Genomic DNA, 22,153 nt, shown 5'->3' with positions numbered 1-22,153 from the left:
ACACGGTGAGTATTGATCTTACCACTATACCGGAAGAACCGGGATGTTACCAGTTTAAGGATGAAACAGGTACCATCCTGTACGTCGGAAAAGCGAAAAACCTGAAGAAGCGGGTATCAAGTTACTTTCAGAAAAAAAGTATAACTCCCCGTATTGATATTCTCGTCTCCCTCATCAAGGACATCGATGTCATTGTAACCTCATCTGAAGTCGAAGCCCTGATTCTTGAAAATAACCTGATAAAAAAATATCAGCCAAAGTTTAACATCGACCTGAAAGATGCGAAAAGTTACGCATTTATCCAGATATCCAATGATCCCTTCCCCCGAATCGGTATTGCCAGGGACAAAACAAGTAAGAAAAACGGAACCCTCTACGGGCCCTTCGTCTCTGCTGCAGAACGGGATCAAATCCTGAAATTTATCAAACAGACTTTTCATCTCCGGACATGTAAAAAGATGACAAAACGGGCATGTCTCCGATCCCATCTCGGAACCTGTGCCGCACCATGTACCGGAAAAATATCAGAACCAGAGTATCAATATCTGGTGAAGAGTGCAGATTATCTCCTGAAAGGTAAGAATCAGGATCTCATCACTGATCTCCAAAAAGAGATGGAAACTTTTGCCGCATCTGAAGAGTATGAAAAAGCACTTGTTACCAGAGACCGGATTGCAGCGATTGAGAACTTGTCAGAACGACAATATGTTCAGCGACAGAAAAAATCTGATGAGCACATTGTGAATTATCTCGTATCTGGAGATACCGTATACCTCATACTCTTTCATGTTGAACGAGGGTCACTGACAAGTAAGGAAGAGTATGTATTCCCGGAAACAGAAGACTTTCTTGATGAATTTATCCTCCAGTATTACTCATCAACCAAACCACCGAACGAGCTGATACTCCCCTCACCTCCCGGATCAGGGATGGAGGATTACCTGACCCATCTCAGAAAAACTCACGTAACACTTACCATACCTAAACAGGGTGAAAAAAAACATCTTCTTGATCTAGCATATAAAAATCTGGAAGTCTCCTTCTTCACCGGAAAGATGAGACTTGCTGAACTAGGTGAAGCGCTGCACATGGATCCTCCGCCTGAAGTCATTGAGTGTTTTGACATCTCCCATCTCATGGGCACCGGAACTGTTGCATCTATGGTCTCTTTCAGGGAAGGAAGGCCTGACAAAAGAAATTATAGACGTTATAAAATAAAAACAGCAGGTCCTTCTGATGATTATGCTGCGATGGCTGAAGTGGTGAAACGGCGATATTCCCGGCTCCTTCGCGAGAACAGCCCGATGCCTGATCTTATTGTTGTGGATGGAGGACCAGGACAGTTAAAATCTGCACATACTATCCTTGAAGAACTCTCCCTTCCGATACCAATTATATCCATCGCAAAACGTGAAGAGGAGATTTTCATTCCCGGGAGAAATACGCCCCTCTCAATGCAAAAGAAAAGCCCGGCTTCACTCCTCATCCAGGAGATCAGGGATGAGGCACACCGGTTTGCCATTACATACCAGAAAAAACTCAGACAAAAGAGCATGAAGGAATGACACAATTTCAACTGGTATCAGATTTTAAACCCACCGGATCACAACCGGATGCTATCGCAGAGTTAGTAGAAGGTTACCGGACCGGATCTTCATTTCAGACATTACTTGGAGTAACCGGTTCTGGTAAGACATTCACGATGGCTAATGTCATCGAGCAACTCCAAATTCCGACTCTGGTTATCGCCCATAATAAAACACTGGCAGCCCAGTTGTACCACGAATTCCGAGATTTTTTCCCAAATAACCGGGTAGAATATTTTGTTTCATACTATGATTATTACCAGCCAGAATCGTATATCGCAAAAAAAGACCAGTATATTGAGAAAGATGCCCAGATAAACCCAAAGATTGAAATGATGCGGCTCTCTGCAACTGCATCACTCCTGAGCCGAAATGATGTGATTGTTATAGCATCAGTATCCTGTATCTACGGTCTTGGTAAGCCTGATACCTACAAACGAATGGGTTTTGACCTGGGTGTCGGGCAGAAGATGAGCAGGCGGGAGATCATCAGCCGCCTGGTTGACAACCTGTACGAGAGGAATGAGATAGAGATCATCCCAGGTCGGTTCAGGGTAAAAGGGGACATTATCGACCTGGTCCCCAGTTATTATAACAATATCATCAGGATTGAACTCTTCGGAGACGAAGTAGAAAGAATCACCGAGATAAACAGGACTACAGGAAACCCGGTCGAACGACTCAGACATATCTATGTGTATCCGGCCAGTCACTATGTCATTGATGAAGCGCAAAAAGAGCAGGCACTCATCGAGATAGAAAAGGAACTGAACGATAGACTTCCCCATCTGGGGATGCTTGAATCACACCGGCTTCGTCAGAGGACTACCTATGATATCGAGATGATCCGAGAGACTGGATCATGCAAAGGGATTGAAAACTATTCACGATTCTTTGACGGAAGGAAACCTGGAGAAAAACCATACTGCCTTTTAGACTATTTTCCTGAACGGTTTTTAATGTTCATCGATGAAAGTCACCAGACACTTCCCCAGGTCAGAGCGATGTTCAATGGTGACCGGTCAAGAAAAACTCCTCTTGTTGAGTATGGTTTCCGGCTTCCATCTGCATTTGATAACCGGCCACTCCGGTTTTTCGAGTTCGAACAATACCTGAAGAATGTCATCTGTGTATCTGCAACGCCTGGTGATTATGAACTTGACCACTCAAACCAGATCGTCGAACAGATCATCAGACCAACCGGCCTTGTTGATCCGGTTGTAGAGGTCAGGCCAATCCAGGGGCAGATGGAGAATATAAAATTCGAGATACAAAGAACCATCGAACGGGGAGATCGAATCCTCATAACAACCCTCACAAAGCGGCTTGCAGAGGAACTTACTGAATATCTCCTGTCTCATGGAGTAAAAACCCGCTATCTCCACTCAGATATTGATACCCTTGAACGAACTGAGATCATCAGAGAACTCCGGCTCGGGACCTTTGATGTTCTGGTCGGTATTAACCTGCTTCGGGAAGGGCTAGATATTCCAGAAGTCGGGTTTATCGGTATACTGGATGCTGACAAGGAAGGGTTCCTTCGTGATGCACGTAGCCTTATCCAGATTATCGGTCGTGCTGCTCGAAACTCAGATGCTTTTGTAGTATTGTATGCCGATACGATTACCGGCTCCATGCAGAAGGCCATGGATGAGACGGAGCGAAGACGGGCACTTCAGATTGAATACAATACATCACACGGCATCACCCCAAAGACCATTCAAAAACCGGTTCGTGATCAGGAGATCGATCTCGGAAAGAAGAAGAAGGTTCCAAAGTCTGCTCTGCCAAATCTTATTATTAATCTGGAATCACAGATGAAATCTGCAGCCCAGCGACTTGACTTTGAAGAAGCAATACGACTACGTGATCAGTTAGCTGTTTTAAGAAAAGAAATGGAATAGGGACGAAAAAATTACTGGACGGTAATAAATCCGTCTTTCGTTTTTATCGAACTTCCTTCATCACTAAAGACACTCAAACTGACGGTGTAGTTACCTGAGCTTGAATAGATATGAACTGGATTCTGATCATATGACTTGACGGTATCTCCAAAGTCCCAGAGCCATGAGGTCGGGAATCCTTGTGAACGATCCTCAAACTGCACGGTGAGTGGTGCCTTTCCAGAAACCGGATGGGCAATAAAGTCTGCCTCAGGCTTTTGAAGGATGGTAATAGTCTCATATGCATAATCCTTGGCAATAAATGGCTTTTCTACCTGGTGAGTTACCTGATAGACTCCAGGACCATCATATATGTGGGTTGCATTCTTTGAGATTGCTCCTTTCGGTCCATCTCCAAATACCCATCCATATGCTACGCCTTCTGTATTCAAAGACGTATCAACAAACTCGATCTCAACTCCTGGAGGAAGAATTCCTCCTTTAGATTTTGCAACAAATTCTGCTATGGGATTTGTAGTAACTTCAATATAATGCTCTTTTGTCTTATTTACTCCATCAGTCGCGGCAGCATTGTAGGCGGTCAGAGTAACCGTGTAGTTACCAACTTCAGCAAAATAATGTACCGGTTCACGAGTTGTTGTGATTTCACCATCACCAAAGTCCCAAAGCCAATCCGTTGGATTGTTTCTGGTAAAATCTTTAAAGCTTACCGGGTACTTCGGAGGCACTCGAGTTCGATCAGCTTCAAAGTCCGGTTCTGGCGGAATAACAAAGACAGCCTCTAACGTATGGTTATCAGTGATGTTCGTAAAGCAGTATTTATTGTATACACCAACCGAGTTATTGTCAACAATCACATCATAGACAACATTTCCTTCATCAGGTGTAATATTGAAGCATTGAGTACTGCCACAATTAACCGTAACTACTCCATCATCACCAGCAGGATCAATCATACCTCCTTCACTCTGATTCACCAGAATCTCATAGGTTTTTATCTGGAAATCCGCATGAATGGTATGATCTTCAGTGACATTTACAAAGGTATATGTTGATAATGCACCCTTGCTCTCACCATCAACCTGAACGTCCTTTATTGTATAACATCCGCTTGGGGTGATGGTAAAGATCGCTGAATCTCCAATCGGAACAAGTTGTGGAGTGGATGGACTAATTGTTCCTCCAACTCCAGCAGACGGAGTGATAGTATACGCATACTGAGTAAAGTATGCAGAGATGTTGTGATCCGTAGTCACATTATTGAAGCAGTATTGATAGGGGCTTGTCTGGTTCCCGGTATCCTCTCCGTCAATAACTACAGATGAAATATAATAATTGGCATTTGCGGTGATGTTGAAGCACTGGCTGTCGCCAAAGGTGACATTCACTGAACCTTCCGGCTCAATTATACCGCCCTCACCAGCGACCGCCTCGATGGTCAGGACGTCAGACTGAAAATGTGCAACGATGTCGTGATCCTCATTTACTGTTATGTTGTAAGGATTTTCCACTCCCTTTGATATTCCATTGTCAGTTATTTCTGATAACTGATATCCGGCAAAGGGATTGGATTTAAAGGAAAGGGTTTCCCCAAATCCAGCGGTGTAATTAGTTAAAGCTGGAACAATTATTCCTTTGGTTTCATCTGCTGAACGCGAATTTACCGTGTAGTTCAAGGGTTCAAAGTGTGCAGTAATAGTCGTATTCTTATCGATATCACAGACAGAACCGATGTAAATTTTGTCAGATTCAGACGAAAGAAGTTGCTGTGCATCAGTAGATGTGAAGTTTGCATAAGTAAACCGATATCCCGGATCTGCTACAACTTCATGTTGGTGAGTACATCCGAGGTACTCAATCCAATATGGTGTTGCTTCTGATGTCCCATCTAAAATTGAACCTCCGGTTGTCGCAACCGGAGTGATAAGAACATGAGTTGGTCTGAAGAGACCAAGAAGGGTATGATTATGGATCATCTGTGATGCAGGGAAATCCCATTTATCATTGAATTTTTGCTCTCCATCAACCCAAAGTTCCTTAAACACATACCCATCATTTGCAGTGAAATTATACTGGTTACTTGGAGTTTCAAAATCATACAATGTAATTCCAGGGTAATTCACAGATCCGCCCTTTCCAGCGGTTGCATTTACTGCAACTTTCTTCTTCACTGAAGTAAGGGAAAGAGTTGCATTCTGCAGAATCTTGGTGTGCTGATAAACTGCTGAAGGCTGATTATAGGGATACACAATTGGATCATATCCATCACGATGAACGGTCAGGTTTCCTACCAGCCAAGCAGGTAGCTCTCCACTCAAGTTAAATTCCTGAGTATTACCTGCAGTAACGGCAATTACACCAGACGGATTAATAGTGCTATGATCATCATCGCTCGCAGTCAGATAATATGTCATTAATTCTAACTGGATAATTTCTCCCCATTTTGAAGGTCTGCCTTCAAAGAGTGTCGTATCTACCGTAACAACCTTTTTCGCATATAATGGCATCTGGTCAAAGGTAACACTTACAATCTGATGAGATGGGAGAGAGACCCAGCACGGAGTTGTTCCGAGTTCATCACCCTCAACAGCGACATTTGCTCCCCCTTCCTCATCAACATTTGTCTCAAAGAATACCTGAACAAACTCCTGGTCAGGAATCAATGTTTCTACTATTGTCTTTTTCTCTCCGGCTGATACGTTGAAATATCGAGGCATCTCATTCATGGAATACCCGTCAAGGAAATATAGGTATACGTATTCTCCAGCATAGAGTTCCATATCGAAGGGAGTTGTCCCCACTAGACCGTAAACAAATTTTATCGGAGGTATTGTTTCGGTACCTACAATATTCTTGATACCGGCAGATACTTCGTCAGGAGTCCCATTGTAAGACTCAAGATACTCCTGAATCTCCATTTCCATCCCGGAACCCAGGGCAGAGAAATTTCCTCCGACAACTACTACTCGTGCACTGTTTGGTTCACTCTTAAATGTAACAATGCCGGAGTCAGGAATTGGAACCAATGGAACGTATAATTCAGTTACATCACCTGCTTTAACAACAGTGGTGTTAGAATACGGATAGTAACCATCCTTAGTAAGTGTAAAATTATACGTTCCTGGTGGAAGAGATTCAACAGATGCAGGTGTTGAACTATAAATTACACTGGTTACATTTGGAATGAAACGCTGAAGGACTAAGTTTGCCCCAGGTGGTTGAGTATCAATATGTATTGCACCATATTGAGGATTGGTCTCGGTCAATGTAATATTAAAGACCTGATATGATTCAGGAGCAACAGTGAATGATTCATTCCACCACGTGATGTATCCATATTTTTTCAAAAAGAGTCGGTACTCCCCAGGATCAACAAAGAATTCTCGAGGTGTAATACCTGCTGTATCATGAACCGTTAGATTATCGGGTGATACTGAGGTATTGGTGAGATAAATCTCAGCCCCATCCGGATTTGAATCGACATAGATAACCCCCTTAGATGGAGCGGCCATTGATCCGGTCACCAAAAGCATGAGTACACATGCCAGTGCTATGAACGGAATTATCTGAACCTTTCCCATAATTTGATCGTCCCCTTCCCTTTGATACGAGAATGCCTCGAAATTACTTAACGCATCCCCAATACGGGTGCAACTCGCAACAGGAATTAATCAGGGTTATATTGTTCATCATATATATAGGTATGGAAATACGTTCTATATACTTTCAATTCTTTATTCGCATCAGGAATAGTTACTGATTTGTCGAACGAAAAAAGATATCAGGTATATCGAAGAAAAATTATATTTTTTTAAATATTTCTCAAAAAAAGGGATTTTAAAGAAATTGCTTATACGACAACTACGTATGCAACACGTCTCTTTTCGTTAGTTCCTGCATCATTGCGCACAGTCAAGGTAACTGAATATTGCCCTGGTTTTTCATATTTATGTTTCGGTGCCTGCTCAAAGGAGTTTGTTCCATCTCCAAATTCCCAGAACCATTCGACAACATTTGATTGTGGTGGAGTAGTATCTTCAAACTGAACTTCTAATGGTGCTTTTCCGCTATACTGTTGTTCTGGAACTTCAAAATCTACTCCTTGTGGGACTGTTTTATTTACTATCGTTATCTGTTGAGATGTTGTTGCAGTGATCGGTTGCCAATTTGTAACGGTCAGATTCACGGTATATGTTCCAATGTTTGTATAGGTATGAGTCGTGATGCCTGTTGGAGGAGTATCAAGAGTTCCATCTCCAAAGTTCCAATTCCACTGGACCGGACTTCCTTTTGAGGTGTCGATAAATGTGACAGGAGTATTAACAACAGCCCAACCAGGAGGTACTGTCATGAAACTGGGGATTAACCCTCGAACACTGATATAATCCGTTTTAATTGCAGTATCATCTCCAAATGGATTAGTGACTTTAAGTGTTACAGTGTATTTACCCGGGTACTGATACTTATGAGAGGGGTTCGTTCCAGTGGAAGTCTGACCATCACCAAAGTCCCAATAATATGACTGAATATCAGGCCCCTGGACATGAGATGTAAAGACAACCGAATCTTGAGTGTTGACTGTTGTTGGTTCTGCAGTGAAATCTGCTTTTGGTGAACTTTTATCTGTAATATTTACAATGTTTCGGGTCGTGTTGGCTGTCCCATAATACGTGTTACTGACTGTCAAACTGACATTATAAACACCATAGCTCGGGAATTTATTTAGCGGATTTTTCTGAGTAGAGGTATTTCCATCATCAAAATTCCATAAAAATCCAGTCACATTACCAGTAGACTGATTATAAAACTGTACCCCTTGAGCCAAATCAGTTGGAACTTTTCCTTTCGGAGTGAAATCTGCAACAAGAGGCTGAATTACATCTATCTTTTTAATAACACTGTTTGATGCACCAGTGCTTTGGTTTGTGACTGTTAAATTCACATTAAATTGCTTCTGGGCGATACCAGCAGGAAGGGTGAATTTATGTTCTGGATTTTGTGTTGCGTTTGTTGATCCATCATCAAAATTCCAGAGCCATTTATTAATACTGTCAGCAGGAATGGATTCATCAGTGAATTTTACTACTAACGGAGAGACCCCTTTTGTTTTATTTGCTTCGAATTTTGCCTGGATGTTCTCCGAAACATGGATCATTTTTGATACAGTACTATAGTCTCCAGTGTCTCTTTCAACAGACAAATTCACCTTGTACGACCCGGTCTCTGTATAAGTTCTCTTTGTGTTTTGAGTTGTGACCGTTGGTGGGACCAGTTTGCCACTTTTATCATAGAATTCCCATAACCATACTGATGGAGAATCTGTTGAATTATCCAAAAATTCAATTTCATATGGATATGTACCCATGATCTGGTTATATTTGAAATCTGCAACTAAATCTTCATCAATTAATAATTGACGAGTAATCTTATTGGATGTCCCTTTACATGTTCCCGAAGTATAGGTTACCGTTAATGAAACGTTGTATAGACCACCCTCATAATAAGTCATCTTTGCATTTTGACCTAATTTATTTATGACTGATTTTTCAGCGGTTTCAAATTCCCATAAATAGGTTTTTGTAACTCCTGCAGCCCCTTCACTTGTAGAAGTAAAATCAACATCAATTGGTATATTTTTCAAAGTTACTGGATCTACCCGAATTATTGGATGAACCGGCGTCGAGGTGAAATTTGCATACAAACCTCTCACTTCGACATTGTTTAGTTTATATGGACTAATCCCATAGGTGGAATTTCTTGCAGTCATATTTACAGCATAGGATCCAGGAGTGGAATATTCATGTGTTACCGTATTTGCTGTAGTGGTTAGATTCTTCTGGTCACCAAAATCCCAATACCAACTATCAATTTTACTGCCAGTTGAAGTATCCTTAAATGTATATATGACGGGGAACGTCGGACAATTTACTGTAGAACTTGTGAAATTGGCTACAATGGGTTTATACACAGTTATTTTTTTCGTTGTGATATTGGTAACTTGTCCTTTAATGGTATCAGGAGTTAGGTTCAAACAAACCCGATGTTCCAGATTGTATGTTCCCGGGTTTATTATTGTATAGGTGTAATTTATTTCATTTTTTGTATATGGTGAATTTATTTGATTGCCATTTAATTTCCAGATATAATACCAGTCACCTGCATTATATGGAGGATACAAAGAAGCATACGGCCAACTGGAACTGGATGTAAAGTTTACTTTATGAGGAGCAGGGGCATACAGTACCCCATCTTTTTCAACAAGACTTGTTTTTGATGTAAAATTGGTTACATTACAGGAAATCAGAGGGGAAGGTAACGGTTTAAAGGGAATATTCGTAATATTATCTGAAAATACCTTGTCATGAGTCAGATTCTTTGCAGTTAGAGTAACAGTGTATGTTTTCGACAATTCATTTGGAAATGTATGATTTTTCTGTAAAGGCTGGTTATTTAAAATTGTTCCATCCCCAAAATTATAATTCACATAATCCGGTTTCCCACCATCAGAATCGTATGTTGCGTTAAACACATATTCCCAGGGACTACCAAATTTGGATTGAGATAAATTTGTTGCAGAAAAATTGGACCATTCACTTTTTATTGGATTCTGAGCATAAACATTTTTAGAAATTGTCTGAAGAGCTCCTGTATGAGTTGAATTGCTTGCAGTGACCGTTAAGAGGTACCAACCAGGAGTATTATATGTATATGTGAAATAATTATCTGGTGAGCTATCTACTTTTTTCACAATTCCTCCCGTCCCTCGAGACAAGTTCCAATCATATCTATCCGGAGTATATGTGCCCCCTAAATCGACTGCAGTATAATTGTCTGACACTGCTCCTTGAGATACATCCCTATAGAAAGAACCATCAGGGCTTTCGGTAAAATTTTCAGACACCAATTTTATTTTTATATCGCCATATGCTAATATGCCGATATCATCAGCAACAGTTATTCCCACAATTACGAGAAATAATAAAATTACCGGAACCCATTTCAGGTTTCTTGGCATTACTTTTTTCATTCCTTAACACTCCCCACGTGGATAAGCCAGTCCCTCATGAGTTATCAGATCAACACCTGACGTCATTTTTAACCTGAAACCCAATTACCAGAACCAGCTCTTGATATATAGAAGATCATATTCTTCACATATTATAAATATATTCATATTTTATCATCTCTCACGTTCGCTGATCCATATAAAACACAACCACAGAAATCACAAACCTATGCTTAAGAGGGAAGTAATTTTCTGTAAAAACATTCCATTAGTACTATATGGCAGAGCCAGTACGGGTGAAAATGACCACATCCATGGGGGACATTCTCATCGAGTTAGCAGAAGATAAACCAATTACTGCGGGAAATTTTAAAAAACTCGTTGAAAAAGGATTTTATGATGGGATAATTTTTCACCGGGTGATTGATGGTTTTATGGTTCAGGCCGGTTGTCCTGAAGGGAAAGGAACCGGAGGGCCGGGTTATACTATTAAGGATGAATTTGGCAAGAACAATCGGAATGATCGCGGCACGCTCTCTATGGCTAACTGCGGCCCGAACACAGGTGGCAGTCAGTTCTTCATCAATGTTGTGAACAATAACTACCTGGATCCAAAACATCCGGTCTTTGGGAAAGTGGTGGAAGGCTTGGATGTTGTTGATGCGATATCTAAAGTAAAAAGAGATCGATTTGATAAGCCGAAAGAGGATGTTGTCATCCTTAAGGCTACAATCGTCTGAATAATTATTCTTCAGACTCTTTTTTGGTATTTTTATAAGTCTCGATATACTGAATTTCTTCAATATCCGCAACATCATCAAAGATTGAATTGGTGATGTACGGTTTCATGCTTAACCAGTTTCTGCTTGCATAATAGATACCTGGCGGCAGTTTCACTCTCGCAGTTGTACCTTCCAGTTCTACTTCCATATCATACCCTGAAAACAGTTTGATAAGACCTGAAACCTTCTCAGTCGCGCTTTCGACCATTCCCTCGATTCGGTATGTATACGTAAGTGTCTGTCCGGCAAGAGGATGATTAAAATCAACAATAACCCGGTTTCCAATAACATTTACAACAGTTCCTGTTCCTGCTTCAGGTATGGTAACTCGCATTCCCCGTTCTGGTTTTTTAGAAAAAGACTTTTTCTCATAGGAACGAAGTAATTCCTGTTCATGTTCACCAAATCCTTTTTCTGGTGAAACTTCGATAGTCTCTTCAAAACCGGGTTCTTTCCCAATAATAGCTTCATCAATACCGAGTATTATCTGTCGCTTTCCGGCACATACAACCTTAGGAGTATAGTCCCGCTGCTCATCAAAAACACCAGCTTCGCGGGCTTTCTGTTCGTCGGTTGTATCAAAAAGTATTCCATTTGCATATCCGGTAAAGTTCAGCCGGATAAAGTCGCCTTCTTGTATTGACATTCCTGATTCCTTAAGTAAGTGGCAAACAAGATAGATAAAGGATAGTGTATATGCTTGAGATTGAAATAAAAGTCAAAGTTATCAATATTGACGAAATAAAAAACCGTATTCTTTCTATTGGAGGAAAACATTCGGAAACAGTAGTTGAAGAAGACCTCTATTATAATGCCCCTCATCGTGATTTTGGAGTAACAGATGAAGCGCTTCGTGTACGGAGTGCAGGTGGAAAAACCATACTTACATATAAAGGGCCTAAAAATACCCTGATGGGCTCAAAAATCCGGGAAGAACATAACGTCCACCTGGATAAATCAGAAACATTTGATACTATTTTACGCAATCTTGGATTTAAACCGGTTGCACGAGTAAGAAAACTTCGGGAATACTATACATATCAGGATTTTTCAATTGCTCTCGATAAGGTGGATGACTTAGGAGAGTTTATTGAAATCGAGTTAATTACTGAAAATGATGCAAAAAATGCGGCAATACGAGTAGACAATTTAGCTGAAAAATTAGGAGTTGTCGGAGATAGAATAAGCATCTCCTATCTAGAACTCCTCTTATCTAAACATTAAGTAATTTTACTTCAATGTCTTTTGCCTCATCACCAAAGTGGATCATGGCACAGTTGCCCATGGCAGCCGGACCAGGATTAACCACCTTAATGCCACCTTCTTCTACAATACCACGTTGTTCATGAACGTGAGCACAACAGATAAGGTCAAACTTATCCATATACTTCTGAACGCTGGCACTTCCAACATGGTTGCCACCGATCTCATCCAGGTATCCCTGTGGGGGAGCATGGCTGATCAGGACATTATGTATACTCTTCTGCATCCTCTCCATTGAAATCTTCATCAGATCGTCGATCTGTTTATCTGTCATTTCAAACGGAGTACCAAATGGTGTAGGATTGGATCCTCCAATACCAACCAGAGATATCCGGCCCAGGTTCATGTACGAACCATGGAGGTTGACACTGTTACTCTGTTCAAGTGCATCAACAACCTCCTTAGGATCACAATTTCCGGGAACCGAAAAACTCGGGACATCGATCCGGGAAAAACAGGTCTCAACATCCTTTGCAGTTCCCATATTGGTGATATCCCCTGCGATGAAGACGACATCGGGCGCTAATTCCATGAAGGATTCAAGCATCCCGTATTCTCCGTGCAGATCTGCAAGCAGGAGCGCTTTCAACATACGTTATTACTTGGGAATTTTGCTAAAAAATCTTATCTCAGGATTGTTCCATGATCCTGTCAATCTGCCTGATAATGCAAGAGATCCCAGGGTTGACACCACCTCCGGGATCAGATCACGGGATGTACCTCTCTCCAGAGGGGTTCCAGGAAGTGGAAAAAACCTGTGAGCATGTACATACCCGATCTTGGAAACCTCATGGCACAATGAAACAGTCTCAAGCAGCTCCTCGTCTGTTTCATCAGGAAATCCAACAATAATATCTACAATCGGGGTAAGCCCGGCATCTGTGCATGCATAAATAGCATCCCAAACTTTTGTAAGTGAATGACCTCTATGGATCTTTTTTAATGTACTATCTGCACCGGATTGAGCCCCAATATGCACTTTTGTATTTGAACAATACCGGGAAATTAGTGCAATGGCATCTTCTGTGACAAACTCGGGTCTGATCTCTCCAGGGAAAGTTCCTAGAAATACCTTCTTTTCTGGCAATTTCGCCAATTCTTTTAATAGAGAACTGATATGGCGGATGTCGGGATGAATGCCATCAGTACCATAAGCTAATGCATTCGGACTTAAAAACCTGATATCCCGGAAAGATTTCGCGAGATTAACAATCGAAGAGATACTTCTATGACGCATACATCTACCGAAAATCCTAGGTGTCTGACAATAAGTACAGCCATATGGACACCCACGAGAAATTTCTATATACCCTTTATACTCTCCAAAACTTGGATTTCCATCAAGGTATACAGTATGATCTACCGGTTTATAGAAAGAGGATGTGGCAACTCCGGGAGGTAGAGGCATGTTTTTTTCTATACTCTCTAACAAACGCGGGACAGTATATTCTCCCTCACCCACCACTACATAGTCTGCAACAGAAACCAGGTCTTTCCATCGTGCAGACGCATGAGGGCCACCAATTATGGTAATTGCATCTGCATTCTGAATTTCTTCAATATATAAATGACCGGTAATGGAGTTGAGACTATACAGAGTAACATCCTCTTCAGGCCTTGTTACGAAATTCAGATGATAACCTGCCCTCTCACAAGCAACATGCAAACAAGCCATGCTATTGCGTTGACTCGGTATCGTTCTCCAACAGATCCTCATTTGATTATCCTGATACACAACAAAATGAACTAAACAGATTAGAGAGATCAGATCAAGAATTTATTTCCTCTATCAGTTACAAAATGAATGAACAACTAAAAAACTGTTGCTTCTGTATATACAATTACTGAATCCTGATGGATTTCAAATGGTTTTACTTCCCTGGAATGTTGTGACATACGCATTTTCACAACCTCAATTGCTAGATGGACATCAGTTGAATCACTACCACGTGCATATTTTAGCAAAATCACCGTGTCACTCAGGTATTCTATCAGATTGTATTTACTAATAAATGAATTCGTTTTATCTGCTTCGCTAATTAAAAGAGATGTGCAATTAAGATCACGAATACTCTCTAAGAACCGCATCATTTCCCTTCGGCGAGTTGCATCATCATGAAATAGGTCTTCAAAAAGAGAGATTGGATCAATGACAACCCGGTGAGCTCCGGTTTTTTTAATAAGAGTGGGGAGTTCATTTTTTACACTATTTATTGCCAGATTAAAATCAGAAGGATCCAGATTTACAATAGTAAAACTTGTGTCTAAAAATGCAGACACATCCCAACCTTTATTCTCCATATAATTCAGGATACGTGAAGTCCTTTCTTCAAGTGTAATATACAATGCATTTTGTCCCTGTTTCAAACCCTCCCAAATAAAGTACTGGGCGAAATTAGTCTTTCCGGTACCATATGCACCAATAATAGCAGAAACAGTTCCTTCAATCAATCCTCCGGATAGCATCTCATCCAGGCCTTTGATTCCAAATCCCAACCGGTGAATCTTTGCCAAAGGTGCTTTCATATCACTACCCTGATGTTAATGACTTCAAAACCACGTTCTGAAGTAATCTTAACAGCGAATTTCACAAGATCACGATCTTCAAGATGAATCATGACCCCACGGAATTTTTCAATATAAAGGACCCTTTGTCTTTTTGCACTTGATGATTCTTCCCACCTGAAATGAATCACAGCATCCATCGCATCTGCTACTTCAATCTCCTGATATGGGCTTAGGATACCCTTGGTCAGAATTAAATAAAAAGTGGTATTCCATTTTTTCGATACACGCTGCATCCCTCTTAAGTATGCTGAAAGATCAGGCCACTTTCCAGCAGCAATGTATTGCGTTGCTATCTCTGTCAAAGAATCCAGAATAACCATGCTTTGTTCAGGCATTTCATCTAGAGTGAAGGAGAGAGTTGTCAACAAATTGTCGTGAATTTTCCGACGCATTGTCATTCGTTCAATGATGTCATCATATTCCGAATACCAACTGATTGGCACCAGACTTGTGTCAAAATAAATATCCGATAAATCATCAAATCTTATTTTATCAATATTGGAAAGCAGATCTTCATGAAAAGACTGAGAAATTTCACGAAGAATGGATTCTTTTCGTTTTGTTACCGTGATATACCTGATCTCTTTTGGCACCAGAACCTTTTCACCCGGGTTTCCCTGATTGAGAAGATGAGACAAATTTATCATTGAACTGTAAGCAAATTCATTTTTACCAGAACCAATATCACCTTTCAGTAAAATTACAGAACCTGGAGGGATTCCTCCACCAAAAACCGGATCAAGGGTTGACAATCCGGTTGGCATATAATATTCGAATTTTCCGCCGGTCATTATTAAAAAACTAGATAGTTGTATTTCATCTTCAATAACAAATTAATCCTTTGTATCAGAAACTATCCTATAAATTATTTCTTCTCGTGCAGATTGTTATTCGGTTATGGATAGTAATAGAATATTCCCTTCTTATACAAGGTGAAAATTGTTATTATTTTTAACCTATGATGTCATATGATACTCAACTGATACCTGATGAAACCATATGTTTGTTATCGGTTTCTGGTGGGGTTTAGATGGAAAAATCTGATCAATATAATAAATCAGAAGAAAAGAAAAAAAAGCGCCATAGTATCCGAATAAAAGTTCCAAATATTAAAATTGGTAAAATCGGAAGACGTAGTAGAGATTTTAGCGATGAGCAAAACCCGCTCCAAAAAAAGTCTGCAAAAACTCCAGATATTACAAAAATTTCTCAAATAACAATTAAACCTGAAAAGAAAGAATTATCTGATAAAAATGAGTCTGGCATTACCCGAATAAAATATGACTCTGGAAAAAAGAAAGAAGAAATAACGGTTTTTGATGAAGATTTAAAAGGAACATTTAAAACTGAAAAAGAGAGCACTGATCCAGGTTATGAAAGAAAACTCTTAAAAAAACTTAGTCTGACTAGAAAAAAGAAATTTGAAGAATATAATTTTGAAAAACATGGTAACCTTCTTGATATCCAACTTCCTCTCCATTACGAATCAAAACAGGAATACTGGGTAGAGCCCGGATTAGCACGAGTTGTTATTGCTCACAATGGCAAAACAAAACTTCATGAATATCTTCTTTATGAACCAGAATTAACCCCATTTGAATATGAATTACTTGAAAGGATTCATGAAGATCTCAGAGATGTTTTGATACTAACCGATGAAGAATTAGGGATTGAAAGAAAAACGCTCCTCATATCGAAGGCCATAGAGCTCATTGAGTATTATGGTATAGACCTGAATACAAGATCTCTATTTAAGATCGAATATTACCTTCTTAGAAATTATCTTGGTTGGGGACGAATCAATGCACTCATGATTGATCCCCTCATTGAAGACATTTCATGTGATGGGGACGATGTTCCAATCTTTCTGTTTCACCGAAAGGAACAAAACATTAAAACAAATATTTCATTTGATAAAAATTCCCTGATATCTCTGGCAATTACCCTTGCTCAGCGATCAGGAAAACATATCTCTTCAGCTAATCCGATCATCGATGCCACGATGCCAGATGGATCTCGACTTCAACTGACGTTTGGATCAGAAGTGACATCCAGGGGAACATCTTTTACCATTAGAAAATTTAGGGAAACTCCGTTTACCCCAGTTGATCTGATGGACCTGCACACATTTAATGAAGAGATGCTTGTCTATTTCTGGCTTTCAATTGAGAATAACATGAGCCTAGTATTTATTGGCGGGACAGCATCTGGAAAGACGACCTCTTTAAATGCTGTCTCTTTATTTATTCCCCCCCTCGCTAAAGTTATTTCTATTGAAGATACTCGAGAGCTCACTCTTTTTCATGATAACTGGATTGCAAGTGTCACAAGAGAAATAATTTCCGAAGGAGGAGGTGCTCATGTGGATATGTTTATGCTCCTCAAAGCAGCGATGAGACAGCGTCCTGAATATATTCTTGTAGGAGAGGTTCGTGGTCATGAAGCACAGACATTGTTCCAGGCAATGAACACCGGACATACAACATTTTCAACGATGCATGCCGGAAGTGTAGATGCTGCTATTCATCGTCTTGAAAACGAACCATTAAATGTTCCACGAAACATGCTCCAGGCATTAAACATTTTAAGTATTCAAAAACAAATACAGATGGGTCCTGATCGTGTTCGCCGGTGTGATGAAATTGTTGAAATTGCGGGAATAGATCCTGCCACCGGTAACATTATGGTGAATACTGTTTTTGAATATGATCCTATCGCAGATGACTTCAATTATACAGGTCGTTCCCAGGTTTTAGGAGAAATTGCAGCTTTTCATGGATGGGGCCCTGATAAACTGGTTGATGAAATGGACCGTAGAAAAATGGTTCTTGAGTCGATTAAAAACCAGAATATTCGGGATTATGTAACATTTACAAAAATAATTCAGGCATATTATATTGACAAAAAGAATGTAATGGATAATCTGAGTGACCTGAAAGCACTGGTATCATGATCACATCACGGATTGTTACCTGGTTAGTTTATAAAAATCCCAAAAAATATGGCGACATTCACAATGATTTAATAGGGATCAGGTCTGGGAAGACGCTGGAACAATTTTTAAACCAGGCACTCATGGTCGGGATCTTGACCGGACTGATTTTTGGATTAATTGGAGTGATAACAGGATATGCACTCTTTTCTCTGAATTTTGGTTTAAAACCGGAACTCTATAATGTATTAAATATCTCTTTTGATCCAGAAACAGGTAATCTTCCAATTATTATCCTTATTCAGATTCTCCTTGGTACTGTTCTGACCATTATTGGTGCAATAGTCGGATATTGGACATATATCATGATTCCAGCCCTTACAAAAAAGGGGCGAGAAACAAAAATCACCATCGGTCTTCCAAATGCTGTATCATATATGTATGCAATGAGGAAAGGAGGGGCTGAGATAATTACTATACTCCGATCCATTTCCGAGATGTCAGCAATTTATGGTGAAGTATCCTATGAATTTCGTCAGGCTGTTCGTGATGCTGATTTCTTTGGATATGATATCATTAATGCTTTAAAGAGACTCAGTGAAACCACCCCCAGTTCAAAACTTCGTGATTTTCTGCAGGATCTTATTTCAACGGTTGAAAGCGGAGGAAATCTATCTGATTTTTTAAAAGACCGGGTAATGAATCTACAGGAAGAAGTAAAATTTGAACAAAAAGAGTTTCTCCAGTTTCTTGGATTAGTTGCTGAAATTTATGTAACAATTTTTATTGCAGGGCCTCTTTTTCTCATCGTCATTCTCGTGGTGATGGGAATGATGGGATCATCGGCAATACTCGAACTTTCACTTATTGGATACGCCGTCCTCCCTATTGGAGCCACAATATTTATTCTCATGATCGATACAATCTCCATAAAGGATGAGAATGTAGTTACCTATGTCAGAGCAAAATGGCTTAACCAGTACTCTGATGTCAGAATTTCAGAAAGTGGGAATGAAGAACATCTGTTTTCTGCCCTGGCAAAATTTGAAAAACTACAACCGCTCAAACAATGGCTCTCAAATCCACTGCAGGGATTTATTCAGAGACCAGAACTCACTTTCATTTTCAGTGTGCCCGCAGCAGTGATATATGCCAGTTATTTTTTTCTAACCATTCCAATCGGAACACTAGAGGATACAATTAATTATCTCGATGATCAGGTGATGATTGCGCTTCTTATTGCACTTATTCCATTTGCCTTTTTTTACACCAGATGGAACCAGATAGTCAGATCCATAGAAGCAATGATTCCAGATTTCCTTGACCGGATGGCTGGAATTAATGAAGTAGGAATTACCCTGACACAGTCTATTGCTGTGATATCTAGGGCCAATATGGGAGTTCTTGGATATGAGATAAAAAAGATTCATCGTGATATTGAATGGGGTGCGAATTTTTCAGATGCCCTTATCCGGTTTGAGCACAGGATTAAGACAGGATTAATTGCCCGGACAGTCACTCTGATTACTAAAGCTGCAACGATGAGTAACTCAATCGCTTCATTATTAAGAATTGCTGCAAATGATGCACGAATATCAGAAAACTTAAAACGGGATCGTTTTTCTGAGATGTTCATTTACACAGCTATCGTCTATCTGTCTTTCTTTGTTTTCATTTTTGTGATAGGGGTTATCACAACACAATTTCTGACCGTTTTAGCAGAACAAAGTAAATCAGGGTTAGCAATGGCAGGACCCCTGGCTAATCTTGGCTCTACTTCCCTTATCACCATGGATCGGTTATTATACCATATTTGCCTGATTCAGGGGCTGTGTTCAGGGCTTGTTGCCGGTCTCATGGGTGAGTCATCGATAAAAGCAGGAGTAAAACACAGTTGCATCCTCATAATTGGTGCACTAATTGCCTTTAATTTCATGTTCTGATAAAATTTTAGATAGAAGATGAAATACGAGATCAGACCATAGAGGAAACGGTACCTGACCTCCGCCATTCCCTGAACCGAAGCCTGGTATCCCAGATAAGCTCTCGGAGCCCACTTTCAGATGCTTCCAGAAGATCAGATAGTGGTTTTGTTGCTTTTGGATCATTTAATTCATACAAGAGGACCGCAATCCATGCACGCCGGTTCAGAGTACCGCGATATAATAAAGGAATAAGCATGTCAGTTACCTGTGAACCATACTGAAGGATAGACGCTGCAGCCTCCATCGCATGTAGTGGATCATCAAGATTAGAGAGGTGTCCTGCAATCTCAGAATTAGTAGGAATTAATGGTTTATCATGAATTTGTCGCGGATTACTCTTTTCAGCATTACCATATGATACCTCTTTCAAATCACCTTCAGCAAGGAGTTGAACCAATCTGGTATTTTCAGTATCCAGACGAATAATCCGAGAGGCCAAAACAGAATTTTCCGACTCTTTTCCGGCAAGTTTGGCAGAAAGATTTTGGATCTGACGGTACAGTGCATGAACTGGCTCTTCATTATCCTCGCGGATAGTTTTTTCAAGCATTATAAGTCGCGACCGTACACGTTCAAGTTCAGCCCGTAGAGCTTCATTGTTTCCACTTATCAGACTTATGTGACGATCTCTTTCTGCGAGATCTCGTGCTCCGGATTCCAGTTTCTCTTTCCACTCTTCATTTCTTCGAATGAGTTCCTCATGAAGATAGGAGATTTCATCCCGGAATTCCTGCTCTCGTTGATCCCTCTGTCTTATGGTCTCTTCTAATAGTTGCTCAGTGTCTTCCACCTGACTAGAAAGAGCAGATACTTCTTTCTGATAAAAATTTTCTTTTGTTTGTAAATTGGTTTTTAAGTTCGAGATCTGTTCCTGATAATCTTTACTTGCAACATCATGCGAAATCTCTAAATCTCTATATTGATTTTCTCGTACTAATAATTCAGATTCCAGGTCAGATATTCGAAGGGATTTTTCAGAAATATACTCATCTTTTTGAGTTATAATATTCTGTAAATCCGAAATGAAACTATCCTTTTCTGACTGAAGTTGTATAATCTGATCAGAAATAAGAGCAATACGGCTATCTTTCTGAATCACATCAGAATTCAATTGTTCAGAAAGTGCGAATAGTTCACTATTTTCTTTCGTGAGATCTTCATTTATCGTCTTTTGATCCTGGATTTCTTCAGATAAAGAAGATTTCTCTTTTTCCAATGTTAAAATGTGAAGATCAGATTCTGACCTTATTTGAACTATTTCTTTCTCAAATTCTGCAACTTTTCGTTTTAATTCATTTGTCAGGTTGTCATTTTCTGTCTGAAGTTCGGATATAGTTATGTTTAGACTATCAATAATTTGGGACTTTTTATCTTTTTCCTCTTCATATTGAGTCTGCAAAGCCCGATTTTTTAATAATTGGGTATCTAGAGAGGTTTGCAATTCTTTTAATGTACGTTGGTATTTAGATCGCTCTCTATCCCACTCAATTTTTGCCTTTTTATCAGTATCAATTCTTTTTTTGAGATTGTCAGCCAGAGTGCGAAGTTCTTTCTCTTTTCTAGAGAGGATATCTTTTGTTTCCAAAAGGGCAGTATCATAATCCAGACGTAATGTATTGATCTTAATTTCAGCACTTTTTTGTTCGGATTGCATCTGATCAGTCAACGCAGTAAGATGTGCATGCATCTCGGCGGAAAGATCTGAAAAAGATTGTTCCTGTTTTTCTTTTAATTCTAGAAGATTACGAAACTCTTCATTTTTTTCTGCGATTATTGCAGTTTGTTGGTGTAGAAGAGATTCCAGATCAGAAATTTTTGTATGATATGACTCCTCAAGATCGTGTTTTTCTTTCGAATAATTTTCCAGATCACGGTTTTTTTCTCGAAAGATCATTTCATATTTTTTTTCAGATTTAGCAGACAATTCTTGAGCTTTTTTTAGATTTTTATTTAAATCCGAAATTTTCTCTTCAAATTGCCTTATGATAACATCAGACTCATGTTCAAGCCTGCTAATAATTGCAAGCAGCTCTTCATTTTTCTTTTGAAGCGTAATAAGTTCATTTAAGATAGACTCTGCTAAATCCATACAGCCCCCCACAAGCCCATGGAATAAACCCCGTTTAT

At 39.8% G+C, this 22,153-nt stretch carries 14 protein-coding genes; 6 read left to right on the top strand and 8 right to left on the bottom strand.

Annotated elements, in window-relative coordinates; translation table 11 throughout:
* The first annotated feature begins 5 nt into the window (after positions 1 to 5).
* Together uvrC and uvrB are read left to right on the top strand one after the other, a co-directional pair.
* Positions 6 to 1,565, top strand: coding sequence for an excinuclease ABC subunit UvrC (uvrC, locus tag KSK55_RS16310; RefSeq protein ID WP_256664070.1), 1,560 nt, complete (start codon positions 6 to 8; stop codon positions 1,563 to 1,565).
* Positions 1,562 to 3,490, top strand: a complete 1,929-nt coding sequence (gene uvrB, locus KSK55_RS16305) for an excinuclease ABC subunit UvrB (protein ID WP_218607706.1) — start codon at positions 1,562 to 1,564, stop codon at positions 3,488 to 3,490. Before uvrC ends, uvrB begins: the two co-directional genes overlap by 4 nt.
* Positions 3,491 to 3,501: 11 nt before the next feature.
* Here uvrB and KSK55_RS16300 read toward each other — a convergent pair whose 3' ends face one another.
* Together KSK55_RS16300 and KSK55_RS16295 are read right to left on the bottom strand one after the other, a co-directional pair.
* Positions 3,502 to 7,071, bottom strand: coding sequence for a PKD domain-containing protein (locus KSK55_RS16300; RefSeq protein ID WP_218607705.1), 3,570 nt, complete (start codon positions 7,069 to 7,071; stop codon positions 3,502 to 3,504).
* Between the two features lie 269 nt (positions 7,072 to 7,340).
* Complete coding sequence (locus KSK55_RS16295) at positions 7,341 to 10,517, bottom strand: PKD domain-containing protein (protein WP_218607704.1); 3,177 nt, start codon at positions 10,515 to 10,517, stop codon at positions 7,341 to 7,343.
* Between the two features lie 257 nt (positions 10,518 to 10,774).
* Between KSK55_RS16295 and KSK55_RS16290 the strand changes: the two genes are divergently transcribed.
* Positions 10,775 to 11,236, top strand: coding sequence for a peptidylprolyl isomerase (locus KSK55_RS16290; RefSeq protein WP_214421222.1), 462 nt, complete (start codon positions 10,775 to 10,777; stop codon positions 11,234 to 11,236).
* Positions 11,237 to 11,240: 4 nt separating this feature from the next.
* Here the strand turns inward: KSK55_RS16290 and KSK55_RS16285 are convergent, their stop codons facing one another.
* Positions 11,241 to 11,924, bottom strand: coding sequence for an FKBP-type peptidyl-prolyl cis-trans isomerase (locus KSK55_RS16285; RefSeq protein WP_218607703.1), 684 nt, complete (start codon positions 11,922 to 11,924; stop codon positions 11,241 to 11,243).
* Positions 11,925 to 11,974: 50 nt separating this feature from the next.
* On the opposite strand from KSK55_RS16285, the gene cyaB reads away from it, so the two are divergent.
* On the top strand, positions 11,975 to 12,502 hold the full coding sequence (gene cyaB, locus KSK55_RS16280; RefSeq protein WP_214421220.1) for a class IV adenylate cyclase: 528 nt from the start codon (positions 11,975 to 11,977) through the stop codon (positions 12,500 to 12,502).
* Here cyaB and KSK55_RS16275 read toward each other — a convergent pair.
* From KSK55_RS16275 to KSK55_RS16260, 4 genes are all read right to left on the bottom strand, one after another.
* Complete coding sequence (locus KSK55_RS16275) at positions 12,492 to 13,133, bottom strand: metallophosphoesterase family protein (protein ID WP_214421219.1); 642 nt, start codon at positions 13,131 to 13,133, stop codon at positions 12,492 to 12,494. The two genes, cyaB and KSK55_RS16275, sit on opposite strands and share 11 nt — an antisense overlap.
* Positions 13,134 to 13,139: 6 nt before the next feature.
* Positions 13,140 to 14,216 carry a TIGR04013 family B12-binding domain/radical SAM domain-containing protein gene (locus tag KSK55_RS16270; RefSeq protein WP_306127824.1) on the bottom strand — a complete coding sequence of 359 codons (1,077 nt, stop codon included), beginning with the start codon at positions 14,214 to 14,216 and terminating at the stop codon, positions 13,140 to 13,142.
* 137 nt (positions 14,217 to 14,353) lie between these two features.
* Positions 14,354 to 15,067, bottom strand: a complete 714-nt coding sequence (locus KSK55_RS16265) for a KaiC domain-containing protein (protein WP_218607701.1) — start codon at positions 15,065 to 15,067, stop codon at positions 14,354 to 14,356.
* Entirely contained in the window at positions 15,064 to 15,900 is an 837-nt protein-coding gene (locus KSK55_RS16260; protein WP_214421216.1) for an RAD55 family ATPase, read from the bottom strand. Before KSK55_RS16260 ends, KSK55_RS16265 begins: the two co-directional genes overlap by 4 nt.
* Positions 15,901 to 16,139: 239 nt before the next feature.
* Between KSK55_RS16260 and KSK55_RS16255 the strand changes: the two genes are divergently transcribed.
* Positions 16,140 to 18,062, top strand: coding sequence for a type II/IV secretion system ATPase subunit (locus KSK55_RS16255; RefSeq protein ID WP_218607700.1), 1,923 nt, complete (start codon positions 16,140 to 16,142; stop codon positions 18,060 to 18,062).
* Entirely contained in the window at positions 18,059 to 19,984 is a 1,926-nt protein-coding gene (locus KSK55_RS16250) for a type II secretion system F family protein (RefSeq protein WP_218607699.1), read from the top strand. Before KSK55_RS16255 ends, KSK55_RS16250 begins: the two co-directional genes overlap by 4 nt.
* Positions 19,985 to 20,015: 31 nt before the next feature.
* On the opposite strand, the gene KSK55_RS16245 is transcribed toward KSK55_RS16250, so the two are convergent.
* A complete protein-coding gene (locus tag KSK55_RS16245; protein WP_218607698.1) occupies positions 20,016 to 22,115 on the bottom strand; it encodes a coiled-coil domain-containing protein in 2,100 nt (699 codons plus the stop codon).
* Positions 22,116 to 22,153: the final 38 nt, after the last annotated feature.

The organism is Methanospirillum hungatei (assembly GCF_019263745.1).
In the GTDB taxonomy this organism is placed as follows: Archaea; Halobacteriota; Methanomicrobia; order Methanomicrobiales; family Methanospirillaceae; genus Methanospirillum; species Methanospirillum purgamenti.
The sequence above is the reverse complement of the archived record's forward strand: the minus strand, read 5'-3'. Positions and strand labels throughout refer to the sequence as shown.